General features: G+C 38.3%; 11 protein-coding genes. 7 read left to right on the top strand and 4 right to left on the bottom strand.

The features are described from left to right. Positions 1-96: 96 nt before the first annotated feature. The gene (dprA, locus tag ACT29I_RS15530) at positions 97-1,203 is read right to left on the bottom strand and encodes a DNA-processing protein DprA (protein ID WP_444793898.1); all 1,107 of its coding nucleotides are present in this window, start codon (positions 1,201-1,203) and stop codon (positions 97-99) included. A gap of 180 nt (positions 1,204-1,383) precedes the next feature. Continuing rightward, the gene (locus ACT29I_RS15525) at positions 1,384-1,827 is read right to left on the bottom strand and encodes a hypothetical protein (protein WP_444793897.1); all 444 of its coding nucleotides are present in this window, start codon (positions 1,825-1,827) and stop codon (positions 1,384-1,386) included. A 209-nt stretch (positions 1,828-2,036) separates the two neighbouring features. On the opposite strand from ACT29I_RS15525, the gene aroB reads away from it, so the two are divergent. The 7 genes from aroB to ACT29I_RS15490 all read left to right on the top strand — a co-directional run bounded on the left by aroB (position 2,037) and on the right by ACT29I_RS15490 (position 11,792). Continuing rightward, positions 2,037-3,104: a 3-dehydroquinate synthase gene (aroB, locus tag ACT29I_RS15520; protein WP_430935410.1), complete on the top strand. Its 1,068-nt coding sequence runs from the start codon at positions 2,037-2,039 to the stop codon at positions 3,102-3,104. A gap of 196 nt (positions 3,105-3,300) precedes the next feature. Continuing rightward, complete coding sequence (locus tag ACT29I_RS15515) at positions 3,301-4,524, top strand: 3-phosphoshikimate 1-carboxyvinyltransferase (protein ID WP_444793896.1); 1,224 nt, start codon at positions 3,301-3,303, stop codon at positions 4,522-4,524. 365 nt (positions 4,525-4,889) lie between these two features. After that, positions 4,890-6,476 carry a hypothetical protein gene (locus ACT29I_RS15510; protein WP_444793895.1) on the top strand — a complete coding sequence of 529 codons (1,587 nt, stop codon included), beginning with the start codon at positions 4,890-4,892 and terminating at the stop codon, positions 6,474-6,476. A gap of 550 nt (positions 6,477-7,026) precedes the next feature. Next, positions 7,027-7,629 carry a hypothetical protein gene (locus ACT29I_RS15505; protein WP_444793894.1) on the top strand — a complete coding sequence of 201 codons (603 nt, stop codon included), beginning with the start codon at positions 7,027-7,029 and terminating at the stop codon, positions 7,627-7,629. A 203-nt stretch (positions 7,630-7,832) separates the two neighbouring features. Then, the gene (locus ACT29I_RS15500) at positions 7,833-9,746 is read left to right on the top strand and encodes a helix-turn-helix domain-containing protein (RefSeq protein ID WP_444793893.1); all 1,914 of its coding nucleotides are present in this window, start codon (positions 7,833-7,835) and stop codon (positions 9,744-9,746) included. A 174-nt stretch (positions 9,747-9,920) separates the two neighbouring features. After that, a complete protein-coding gene (locus ACT29I_RS15495; protein WP_444793892.1) occupies positions 9,921-10,667 on the top strand; it encodes an energy transducer TonB in 747 nt (248 codons plus the stop codon). Positions 10,668-11,210: 543 nt separating this feature from the next. Next, positions 11,211-11,792, top strand: a complete 582-nt coding sequence (locus ACT29I_RS15490; protein ID WP_444793891.1) for a peroxiredoxin-like family protein — start codon at positions 11,211-11,213, stop codon at positions 11,790-11,792. A 40-nt stretch (positions 11,793-11,832) separates the two neighbouring features. On the opposite strand, the gene ACT29I_RS15485 is transcribed toward ACT29I_RS15490, so the two are convergent. After that, positions 11,833-13,209, bottom strand: coding sequence for a carboxypeptidase-like regulatory domain-containing protein (locus ACT29I_RS15485; RefSeq protein ID WP_444793890.1), 1,377 nt, complete (start codon positions 13,207-13,209; stop codon positions 11,833-11,835). Beyond that, entirely contained in the window at positions 13,199-13,783 is a 585-nt protein-coding gene (locus ACT29I_RS15480) for an RNA polymerase sigma factor (protein WP_430933822.1), read from the bottom strand. The genes ACT29I_RS15485 and ACT29I_RS15480 overlap by 11 nt, the downstream gene beginning before the upstream one ends. Between the last annotated feature and the right edge of the window lie 88 nt (positions 13,784-13,871).

The raw sequence follows: 13,871 nt of genomic DNA, 5'->3' as shown, positions 1-13,871 counted from the left end.
AAAATCATGCAATAAGGTACTCGTTTGCACTTCACTTACTAATAGTTAATTTTGATCATACGCTTTTTCAGAGAATTTTCATGTTCGCGATCCCCCCTACAAACATCTATATCTATTTCCCGGTAAACTTTTTAACAAACCGTCAAATTCCAGTTGCAACAGCATGGATGAAACCTTGGCTATAGGTATTCCTGTCGTTATGCTCAGAAAATTAACAGATGCCTCTTTTTCTTGACGAATCAATCGATAGATTACACCAAACTCACCGGAAGGCTCGTCGAACATGCTTAGCTGTCTTTCTCCCGTCTTGTTTTTTTCCGGTTCCCAATTTAATGCATACACCAAATCTTCGGCACTCTCCACCAATGCTGCCACATTTGTCTTTATCAATTTATTACATCCCTTACTAAATTCATCGTCCACCCTTCCGGGTATGGCCAGCACATCCCGGTTATATGATTGTGCCAGATGAGCGGTTATCAACGCCCCTCCTTTTACTGCTGATTCCACCACCAAGGTAGCATCCGTTAGGCCCGCCACAATCCTGTTTCGCTTTACGAAGTTTGGTTTATCAGGATTCGTCTCACTCATAAATTCGGTCACCAAAGCACCATGATCCAATAAATCCTTTGCCACACCCCTATGCATGTTCGGGTAAATACGGTCGAGCCCATGCGCCAAAACGGCAATGGTAGGCAATCCAAATTCCAGAGCCGCACGGTGCGCACAAATATCCACTCCATAGGCCAAACCGCTTACAATAGTTACATGGGGATTGTTTTTAGATAAATCACGAATCAGGTTTCTGCAGTTTTGCTTTCCCTCTTCCGTAACCTTTCTTGTTCCAACAACAGATAAAAGCTTTTTTCCGCTCAAAGAATGCGCCCCTAACTTATAAATCATCACTGGACCATCGTCACAATTATTAAGTCGCGAGGGAAAACGATCGTCCAGGAAAAAACAGGCTTCAATGTTTTTCTTTACAAGAAATTCGATTTCTTGCTCTGCCCTTTCCAGCGGTGATGAATTCGCAATCAACGAAGCTTGCTTCGTTCCGATTCCCGGAATTTTTGCCAATACCTTCTCCTTTTCTTTAAAAACAGCTTCTACATCTCCCAAATAGGCCACAACATTCCTAATTAGTTTTGGCCCCAAACCCTTCACCAAGCTAATGGCAATTTTATATTTTAACTGATTCTCCAATATCAAGGCATCATTTAATCCCGTAAAAATATAGAATTAACAACGATTAAGCCTATTGAATTAATGGGCAAATGCCAACAATAACTTTAATTTTTAAACATTATATCCACATTATGGAAAAACCCGACCTGTCAGTCGAAAAACATGACTAAAGCCCCCAATTCGGGTCGTCGGCGGTTTTTACTTGATGGAAGCAAAGAATTTTTTAAGATCGTTCAAATCCTTGCTCGAAAACGCAGTTATATAGATGGGAGGGTACTTAGCCAACTGGCTGGATGACATTTGAAACAACAGCAGTTTCTTTCTATAAAACTTATTCCCATTGATTTCATATTTAATAAATGCGGTTATAGGCACCCGGAACATTTTAAAATCCCTGCCAAAAGGAAAAGAATTATAGAATCTGACTTCAAAATGGTCGTCTACTTTGTCAATCTCAAAATAATAGTAACCACCATACACAAAAAAGTAAACGATAAGGGCCGCAATAAACCCACTGGTCCACTGTAACCAAATATGCATTAAAACATCAATAGTTAACGAACATACAAACAAGGCTGCAAAAATGATGATCCCGAATGTAAATATCAATTGGAAACTGCCGGCTGTCTTTCTATTATTCATCTTGTCTGTACATTTTTTAGTAAATTAAAATAAAAATGCGCAAAACACAAAACGCCTTTTAGCTGCAAAAACAGTTTATCGACCAACTATTTCCGTGTATAAAAACCTCGCAGGCTTAAAAAGTCACATTTTAAGTAATAATTTTGCGCTGCGCCATCCTTTTTTAATTATTTTTGACGACTTAAAATTCAACGCAAACAATAAAATTAATGCAGGTAATTGAAGAGAGCGAATCGAAGGTGTACGGAGCCGACGATTTAAGGAAAGATCTTTCAGCACTAATTGATAAATACAGGCGAGGCAAAGTTTTCCTGTTAATGGATACCGGATCACATAAACATTGCTATCCTAAAATAAAGGGGTTGCCCGAGATCGACGAAGACAACATGCTCGTTATTGAGCAAGGTGACCACAACAAAAATGTGGAAACGATTTCAAATGTTTGGCATTTTTTAAGCACGCACGGTGCCGACAGAAAGTCGATGCTTATTAACCTGGCAGGTGGAATGCCGTGCGATTTGGGTGGGTTTGCCGCAGCCACTTTTAAAAGAGGAATCGATTTTATTAACATACCAACTACCCTACTTAGTCAGGTAGATGCCAGTGTGGGAGGAAAGACAGGCATCAACTTTCATAGTTTTAAAAACGAGATTGGGGTATTTAAACATGCCGCTTCGGTACTGGTGTGCAACGACTTTATAAAAACGCAGGATCAGGAAAATATATGCTCGGGGTTTGCCGAAATGATAAAACATGCCCTCATCTATTCCAAAGATACCTGGAACGAACTAAAAAGCTTCAATATACAAAACACCGATATAGAGGCTTTAAAGCCTCTTGTTGTTAATTCAATACATATAAAAGAGCACTTTGTAAAGGCTGATCCTACCGAAAAAAACGTCAGAAAATCGCTGAACTTTGGACACACTATCGGGCACGCATTCGAAAGCTTTGCCATGAAGGAGGGCACCCCTATATTACATGGATATGCGGTTGCCTACGGCATGATTGCCGAACTATATCTTGGCCATAAGATCTGCGGCTTTCCCTTGACTAAACTAGAGGAAATAAATCAGATATTGACTTCCATTTATGGTAAATTTTCGTTTGGCGAAAATGATTTTGAATATCTGTATTATTTAATGACCCACGATAAGAAAAACGAGAAAAACCAAATTAATTTCACCCTCTTGGAAGATATCGGTCAGATAAAAATAAACCAGACCTGCACCAAGGAAGAAATTTTTGAGGCATTGGAGTTTTATCTGAACATTTAATTATTAATATTTTGATCGTACATATAAGATAGACGTGACAGCAATGCCACATATTGGTACTAAAGCAGAATCACAACGTCTCTTATCTCTTCCCGCCAAAAACCAATGATATGTGGTGGGATATTAAACAAGGTGAAATCCCGATACCTTTTATTAATATTAATTCGGGATAGTTTCACTCCATATTTAATTAAAAATGCAATATACAGTTACCGCACCAAAAGAAGTTGCACCCTATAAAGTAGCACTGCCTACCTCAAAAAGCATTAGTAACCGAGCGCTTATACTAAACGCCTTGGCATATAGTTCCAAACCTATAAAAAACCTTTCCGACAGTGACGATACGCAACTCATGTTAAAAGCTTTGCAGTCGGACAGCAATAATTTTGACGTTGGGGCAGCCGGAACGACCATGCGATTTTTAACGGCATTTTTATCCAAGATTGTAGGCGAATGGACCATTACGGGATCGGAACGTATGAAGCAACGCCCTATTAAGATTTTAGTTGAAGCTTTAAATAAGCTAGGTGCAAAAATAGAGTATATAGAAAAGGAAGGATATCCACCATTGCGTATTTTTGGCAGTTCCATGGAAGGCGGAGAGCTTGAACTACCTGGCGATGTGAGTAGCCAATACATTTCGGCGTTATTGATGATTGGTCCAACCATGAAAAACGGCCTCAAACTGACCTTGACAGGTGAAATTATATCCAGACCGTACATCACGCTTACTTTAAAGATGATGGAAACGTTTGGGGTTAAGAGCGATTGGAAAGGAAATGTGATATCTGTTCCAGCCGGCAATTACCAACCCACAGATTTTACGGTAGAGGCTGATTGGAGTGCTGCTTCATACTGGTTCGAAATAGCTGCCTTAACACCCGGTTGTGAACTAATCCTGCAAGGTGTTAAAAAGTACAGCGAACAAGGAGACTCGAAAGTTGCAGAACTCTTCAATCAACTGGGCGTTAGCCATAAATTCTCACAAAAAGGGTTGATACTGAAAAATACGGGCGAAACAGTTAAAAGGTTTAATTATAACTTTATCGAACAACCCGATCTGGCACAAACCTTTGCCGTTACTTGCTGCTGCCTGGATATACCATTTAAGTTTACCGGGTTGCAAACTTTAAAAATTAAGGAAACCGATAGAATTAACGCACTGATAGACGAACTAAAAAAGATGGGATTTGTGCTGACCTCGAATCAAGTAGACGATTTGGTTTGGGATGGCACAACATGTGAGAAAGAGCAAACGCCTTGTATTGCTACTTATAAAGACCACCGAATGGCGATGGCCTTTGCCCCTGCTGCATCAACAATTGGAAATATGGATATCGACGATCCGGCCGTAGTTTCTAAATCGTATCCTAAATATTGGGAGCACTTAAGCGAATTTGGGTTTAAAACGGAAGAATAAAAATATCACGCAGTAATAAAAAAACAGAAGGTGAATGATATAATATCGTTCACCTTTTTTCATAGATAGTAATGATAAGATACTGTATCTACGATAGAGTCTTTAGGGATTAATTCTCCACCATCACTCTACAATATTGGCCTTCAATTACAAAGGACGAAAAACTTATTAAAAAAAAGATTAAGGATTATGGCGAATGGCACTTTATCCTAAATGGTACAAATAAATGCAAGCCAATTACACCGATGCAATATATGTACAACTCTTATTACCATCATTTGCAATATAATTGCTATGTCCCCCCTCCTGTTTCACACTAAATTACATCCATTATCCATGTAACATTTAATCTAAAATTAAATCCTATGAAATCACTAAAAGAAAGTCAATGTTATTGGCGTGTTATGGCAATATTTATACTCATAGCCTTTATAGCCACAAACTGTAACGACCCTGCCGTAGATGATCCGATCCTTGACATCCAAGAAGAAGAAACTGCGAGCCTTGATGATTTACTGGCACAAATCGACCCACTAAAGGATATGGTTATCGTACCAAATGATGGCTCAATACAGGAAGCACACGATGCCATCATCGCTGAAGGCACAATCTTTGTTGAACCCGGCACATATTCCGAAACCTTGGACACCAAGGGCAAGACGGTTCAAATGATTGCATTAAGCAACAATGCCGACCAGGTCGCATTCAACAATCCCGAACAAACCGAAATACAATCTCTATCCGGCGACCAATTAAAAAGAGGGAGGAAAAACCGTATAAAGATGACCAGGGAGAATCTGGGTGGTGGAATTGCTCACTACAAATTCGAGGTTAATATTGGTAATGGAGAATATGACATGGTACGCATTCATCGGGTTGTAAAAGAACATAGACCTTATCGACCTATTAAAACAAAAGGTAATATTTTTATGGTTCATGGAGCCATTCAGAACTTCGATGATATCTTTTTAACTGCAGGAGCTGAAAATCCAGATGCAACGACCTCCGCTCCAATTTACCTGGCAACAAACAAAATAGATGTATGGGGTATTGATTTAGGATGGACAGAAGTTCCCATAGAAACTACAGATTTCTCATTTATGGAAGTTTGGGGTGTAGAAAAAGATGTAGACCACACCCTAAAAGCAATGACTATTGCCAGACTGATCCGTGGATTTACAGGGCAAAGCTTTTGCAAAATGAATTTACTTGGATTTAGTTATGGTGTTATGGTGGCTTATGGTGGCGCAAACCGCGAAACTCAGACACATAGAATTTGTCGCAATATAAAAGGTATTATTCCGGTAGACAGCCCATTTAAACTCAACCCTGCAGATCCTATTGCAATGGCAATACATGAAATAGCATACTCAAATGCTGAAAAAAACATAGCAAAGCTAAACTCAGGGATTTACAGTCGCGGTGATGATTATGGTCCATTCATCATCAATGTATCAAGTCTTGCCTATTACGAACCTGACGAACCCTCAGCGATATTCTCAGCTTTTGGTTTTACCAATAGTCAAGCCGCAAAATTTATATTCTCTATGGCTTCAGAACCAGATTACTGGCATTTCTATGCCGGTGACAAAGATAGTTTTTTATATACTGATCCAATCCGCAGTTTTAGATTGGGCGTCAACCTATCGCCTTATATGCCATTATTAATGACTTATGAAATGTCTTCCGTAAAATGCGACTATTACGATGTTAGTTTTGATGATCATCTATCTGAAATTAAGGTGCCCATATTATATATTGGAGCCGGAAGCGCAGGAACATTGGGCGAATATACACCCACACTTACATCCAGTTCTGACATTAGCAACCTTATTGTAACAATCCCAGGCGCGGAACCAGCCACTGACTATGGTCATGCAGACCTTTGGTTGGGTTATGATGCTCACAAACTGGTTTGGGAACCACTTTATCAGTGGTTGCTCGAGCATTAATTTATATTTTTTCTCATACAGTAACTCTAAAGGGTTAAAATTCGCTTTGCTGATAACTTTAACCCTTTAAATTTGCTAACCTTAAATTATTATATTTCCTCTGATACGGTGATATCCATTTTAAACTCTTTCGGAAATTACCTTTCATTATATAGTGGCTATAAGAAAAGGCAACAATTCTCTTTTAAAAACCTCTCTGCCCGTGGCAGACAGGTAACTCTCCCGAATACGAGTTCGGGACAGGCTCTAAAGGGAGAACCAGAACTCCCCGTAGAGAGATAATTCTCCACCATCACTCTACAATATTGGATTTTTAATGCAAAAAAGACGAAAAACTTTTTATTAAAAAAAAGATTAAGGATTATGGCGAATGGCACCTTAACTTAATTGGTACAAATAAATGCAAGCCAATTATAACGATGCAATATATGTACAACTCTTGTTACCATCATTTGCCATATAATTGCTATGTCCCCCCTCCTGTTTCACACTACATTGCATCAGTGGATTATACCAATTCAAAATTATATTTCAAACCTTTAAAATAATTATGATGAAAACACTTGTAAAACTTATGTATTTTATGACCTATTTAGGTCTTGTGCTTGCTTGTGCTCAATCCGATGATGTAGTGGATGAAATGTCGGATACTAGTTTAAAAAGCGGTAGAACACATACCGTAACTCTTCCGTTTGAAGCCAACTTCTTGGGTGAATACACTAATGTTATTTATCCCGATTCAACATGTGATGAATCTTATAACTGTCGTGTTTTTGTTGATTATACCGGGACGGCTACTCATCTTGGAAAAATGTATGGAAGTTTTGAATTCTGTGCCTGTGGTCCCGACGACCCTAATATTGAAGGTCCCGACGGAAAATATACTGGAGGTGAAACTTGCTTTCATGCCGCAAACGGTGACAAATTATTTCTACGTAGCGAAGGAAGCAGTGTTGCGTATCAAATGTTACCCGAACACCCTGAATACGTAAAGTCATGGTGGAGGGATAATTGGGAAATCACAGGCGGCACCGGACGCTTTGAAGGTGCTACCGGATGCGGAACATCTGACGATTACAACAGTTCGTTGGATTCCTATTCACATCATCACTGGACAGGAACCATTACAATGGTGAAAGGCAAAAGAAAATAACTACAACAACCATCTAATAAAATAACTTTACTGGGTTCAGCAAGTCGCTGAACCTTTTTTATGTTTTTCTTCATAGAGAACGATGCTATAATAGAATTCTATGCAGTACTAACAGGATAATTAAAATATTGCCATATGTAATATATTTTCGTAACTTTTTAAATCTAAAAATCCCATATATCTTTTCTTTTACTTAATCAATCATGACAGAGGAGCACAATACAGATAAAATCTTTATCGACAAGCTTACTGAAATAGTTAAAGAAAACCTCTCTGATGAGCATTTTGGGGTAAATGAATTGGCCGAAAAAGCTGGTTTTAGCCACTCTCAGCTTCATCGTAAACTAAAAGCAATCACCAACCAGTCGGCAAGTCAATTTATCCGTGGACTACGATTGGTTAGCGCTAAAAAAATACTAGAACAAGAGTTATACACCGCTGCCGAAATAGCTTATAAAGTTGGTTTTGGTAGTCCGTCATATTTCAGTAAATGCTACCACGATTATTTTGGCTTTCCGCCAGGGAAGTTCAAGAAACATATACATGAAAATAACGAAGACGTAAAGAACATTGAAGAAGATACAACAGAAACTATTTCACACAATGAACCTCTTTCTACAGTTCATACAAAAAAGAAAAGAACATCTTATAAAAAACACATTGCATTTGCTCTGGGAATATTGTTGATTCTTGCACTTTCGTTTTTTACTTATAAATATTTTGAAGAAGAAGCTTTAGTTGTGAATCATACTATTGCTGATAAATCCATCGCTGTGCTTCCTTTGAAAATTCTAATTAACGAAGAGAAAAATCTATATCTGGCAGATGGCATTATGGAGGATATATTAAACCGACTTTCTCAAATCAGAGATCTTCAAGTGAAATCAAGAATTTCAGCTGATAAATACAGCGACACCAATATCTCGTTACCTGAAATTGCCAAAGAGCTAGGCGTTTCGTATATCCTTGAGGGAAGTTTGTTGAAAAACAGTGACAGAGTAAAGATATATGTTAGACTTATTGAAGCTAAAAGCGATAATCATGTTTGGTCCGATCAATACGACCATGACTTGTCTGATATATTTGAATTTGTTTCTAATGTTTCCAAACAAGTGGCAGATGCGTTAAAAACAGTATTGTCTGATGAGGAAATAGAAAAACTTGACAAGAGATATACCGAGAGTGAAGAAGCTTACAATTTGTATTTGGAAGGACGTTTTCATTATCGATTAAGAACAGAGCAGAGCTTCAAACAAAGCATAGAGCTTTATAACCAAGCTCTTGCAATAGATTCGAATTATTCTTTAGCTTATGCAGGCTTGGCCGATTCTTATCTTACCAGCACATGGTATCGTTTCATACCACCCAAAGAAGGTATAATTAAAAGCAGGGCTTTTGCATTAAAAGCCTTAAGTTTTGACAGTAATCTGGCACAAGCTCATACTACATTAGGTGGAATAGCTACATATTTTACCTATGATTATAAAACAGCAGAGAAAGAACTTAAACTTGCCCTTGAAATTAATCCGGCTTATGTTAGAGCAAACAAAGTTTATTCAGAGTATCTGGATGTGATTGGAGATAGTATTGAAGCACGTAGATATATTAATATTGCCCTTGAGTACGACCCTTCCTACCACAACTTAATATTCCTTAGCTATAGATACTATTTCCGCAATGGTAATTACGATAAAGCACATATAGTGTCAAACAAACTGGTTAGATTAGATAAAAGAGAAAAAATGCATTTCTGGAGAAATTTTGAAATTAATTTAAGAAAAGGAATGGATGAAGAAAGTATAAAAAATTTAAAACGATTTTTAATCGCTGACTCTGCCAAAATAGAACCAAAGGTAATAGATGATTTATATAAGGAGAAAGGAATAAAAAGCATTATTCGTTTTATTATTGAAAATGATTTAGTAACCAATGATAGAGGTAGGAAGAATTATAAATCTGCGAGATTATATGCATTTATTGGTGATAACAAACAGGCTTTACATTTTATCGAAAAAGCTTTTGATGTCCACATAAAATATGAGCAGGACTTTATTCATCTCCGTTCAGAACCTGAGTTTATCGCTTTGCTAGTAAAAATGAACTTGGAAGGATATTGATATGCTTACTCCATTCAGTAAACCCTAATTACATTATAAATTCAACATGTAATTATATTTTTAAGAAAATGATGGTTATGCTCAATCACTTGGGCTATAATCTCTACGCAGACCATGCCTGTCATCGTACCTTAGTACTCGTAAAGTTCGATGTCAAATTTAATACTCAGACCCATGAAAAATACAATCGTTTTTTTATTATGTATCACGTTCTCAATCGCAGCATTGGGACAAGATATAAAAGGGACATTGCTACCCGAGATCAAAGTGACCCCGCCTATATTTATGGGAATGGAAAATTTTGTAAAAACAATAGAAGCGGAAGAAACACATTCTATAACTCAATATTTAGGCGAGCATTTTCAGTACCCTGAAGATATGGGTTTCATTTTCTTCGGAACAGAAGTCGTTAAATTTACAGTTAACCCAAACGGCGAATTAATTAACTACCATATTATCAACAGTATTGGATTCCCCATTGACGACGAAATTATCCGTTTGTTGAAAACAACCAACGGAATGTGGAAACCTGGTCTCAACAACGGAGAGGCAGTTGAAATGGAGAAAGAAGTCGCCATGGAAATCAAAGTCGGACAAACAAAGAATCTTGCTCTTTATCTGGATTTTACAAGTAAAACTTTGCATAGCTATAAAAAAGGAAGCAAAGCCTTAATAATTAAAGGAAATGCCAAAAAAGCATTAACACATTTTAATAATGCGATGCGATATAGACCTTATGAGAAAACTAATTTATTAATGAGAGGACTTTGCCGATATGAACTCGGAGATGCTGATGGAGCTCGACAGGACTGGGTTCGCCTTAAAGAATTGGGTGGTTATGATATTGAACCAGAATATTTTGCTGAAATAAAAAAACTGAAAGGATATCAGGAGTTTGCCTTTATGTATTTAAAACAATAGTTGGGGACTCCTTAATTCCTCCTGACCTTGTTGGACCTGATGCAGAAGAATGGTAAGAGTTTGGAACTTATTTCCCAAAGTTCCCCTCCGTTATTTTAGCCAACCTTTACGATTACCATGATGCAGAAAATACCAACACTTCATCGGGCTCGACTTAACCAAAACTTTAGTTCTATTCCAAAGCTCTAGATGAGATAAACATAGACATAGTCAACTTAATTTACCCTAACAATATCGTTTACGGATTCCTTGGCAAAGGGCATGTTATTGATTGGAAGTTCTATGAAGACATTAATCCTATAATCTGGGAGTTTATTAAAGATCGTCCTGGCAGGAAATATTAATCCAACGACATTAGCATTCTTTTTTCCGCGCTACAAAATATGGTCGTTTTTATGAATACTATATACCACTCATCCGATGACTCGTGATTGTCGGATGAGTTCTTATCATTCATCAGTAAATATATTTTACTCCAAAAAACTTTCTTGTCAGGATTTGATTGCATAACGTCTATACTGCTATAATCATAAAAAAACTGACATGAAGAACACTTTAATGATCGCACTCTTATTTGTTTCACTTATATTAACAAATGCACAGGAAGCGTTAACTCTTGAAGACAAAGCACCAAATTTTCGAGCCGTAACAACAAAAGGAGATGTTATTGATTTATCGGAAATCACCAGGCAGCAACAAATCGTTCTCTTTTTCTACCGCGGCCAATGGTGCCCGTATTGCAACAAACAAATGAGCGAACTACAGGATTCTTTGGATTTTATTACCAACTTAGGCGCTAGGGTCATTGCCATCACGCCCGAAAAACCGGAAGAAGTCGAAAAAACCATTGAAAAAACAGGTGCATCATTTGATATTATTTACGATGAGAACCATAAAATCATGGATAAATACAAGGTGACCTTTAAGCTTCCAAAAACCAAGCACGCCAAGTATAAAGCCTGGGGTATAGACATCAATAAGGCCAGCGGCAATAGCGATTATGCCTTACCCGTTCCAGCCACGTACATCATTGATAAAAACGGTATTATCAAAGGCTCTTTCTTCGATGAGGACTACAAAAAAAGAATGAGCGTTAAAGAGGTTGTTGAAATTTTAAAGAGGTAACCATATTGGGGAAAAATGCGTCTGCGTTCACTTCCCCAGTTTATTTACTTCCCGAAAACTCAAAGCTAACTTCTCTGGAACTCTCAATTGGCATCCCGTTTATCTTGGGAGCAATCCATTTAGTGGCTTTTAATTTTTCTTTGAGCTTTAAAGCAAAATCGGCATCTATCGATAGGTCAACATCCACCTTAACCACCTCACCTTCAGATGACACAAAAACTTTAACCTGAACTGCCATTTTCTTTTCTATGGTTGGATAAGTTAAACTGCGTTCCATTTTTTTAACGAGTTTTTTCATCCCACCTTCCGGCTCCGGCAGTAGCATATTATCCTTTACAGCACTATCTGAACCTAACCTGGCTTTAGCACGCCCGGCTGCTCCCGAAACTTCCTTTTTCTTCTGGCTCCCGTAACCAGTCACAACAACTTCGTCCATGGCCAGGTTCTGGGATTGCATCACCAGCTCGCCGACACTATCATCTTTGACAACGGCCAACTTATCCTTGAAGCCTATGTATTTAAGTTCTAACACAGCTCCGCTTTTAGGTGCCGAAATTTCAAAGTTCCCCTCCAAATCGGTAACTACACCTTCGTTTCGTAGCGACTCCGAGACTGCATCTCCAACCTTTGAATACATTACCGTAACCCCGGGCAACGGCATTCCTTGCTCATCCACTACCCTGCCCCTGAAAGAAGCCAAAACAGTATCTGGATAGGTACTTGCTATTCCTCTAATTCTAATATCACGAAATTCACGGTCCCCTTCGCCTTCAACCGCACTTACATCCACACCAGCTAATCTGCCTACCAACGCGCGTTCAGCCTTCACGGTCGAATCTTCATAACGTAATGCCATATTTACTTCCGGTTGCAATCCGGTGTCCACCACATCAAGCTTTGCCAATGCCTTGGTCGATATTGGTATTTCTTGCTCTGGCCCTTCAGTTTTCTTATGCGAAAAAGATGCCTCCTTTAATTCACCTACTGGTTTTGTCTGCAGTTCTTCTTCGTTCCTGGCTAACTTTGTTTGCGTGGGTGCGGAGGCTGGTTTCAACAGCATGGAATCTTCCGTTTTAACCTCCTCCTGAAGCTCTATGTTATCACTCACCAAATGAGTCTTTTGCGCTTCCCTATGAATCATGTACAACGTTGTGGCCCCAACCAGAAGCAAAAGACCGGCGGCAACCCTCATCCACACCGGAACAAGTCTTGCTTTTTTACTGTTTCTCAAACTAGCATGCAACACCTTCAACTCCGTTTCCACTTCCTCCATGCTCTTACCCTGATAACCTTCAACAGCATCCATCAAAAACGGGTCAGCCTCCATCCTGCGCTCAAAAGCATAACGATCCTCCTCAGTCATTTTACGACCAAGATATTTTAATATCTCTTCGATATGACGATCGTTATTTTCCATTATTTTCCAGGCACAGTTTTAAATTCCTCTTTGCGTTTTGAATATAACTCTTCACCTTTTTTACTTCTATCTGCATTTTATCGGAAATTTGCTGATAGGTCAACTGTTGAAAATAAAAAAGTTCGATGCTTTGTTTTTGTGCTTCTTTTAATTTTTCGATGCACGCTCTTAGCGCTTCCTCATTTCTTTCTTCCTCTTCCTTATCAATAGGATGCACCATAAACTCCGATTCCATAATTTTACCCGCCCAAAAATTGCTCTCATCTATCGAAAGCGCTTTATGTTTGGTTTTGCGCAATTGCATCAGGCAATAATTTTTTGTCACCACATATAACCAAGGTTTAAAACTATCTACTTCCCCATTTTTCAAGGAAACGGATATCTTTTCAAAAAGTTGTATGACTGCATCCTGTGCATCATCCTTGTTTTTCAGATACTTTAGGCACACACCATAAATCAGATCCATATAGCGACCATACAATTCCCCCAAAATATCCAGGTCGTTTGTGTCCTTATACTTTTTAATGATCGCCTCATCGGAGGTTTTTATATTTTTACTAAAAATGGATCGCATTGTATTTTAGAATTGTGGATAAATGTATAAAACATCGCTGAAAATTGTTCTCCCAATCTGATTAATTCATCCATTTTATGGAATACGA

Origin of the sequence: Saccharicrinis sp. GN24d3, from assembly GCF_052400645.1 — a bacterium.
Classification (GTDB): domain Bacteria; phylum Bacteroidota; class Bacteroidia; order Bacteroidales; family Marinilabiliaceae; genus Saccharicrinis.
This window is presented reverse-complemented; position numbering and strand designations above follow the sequence as displayed.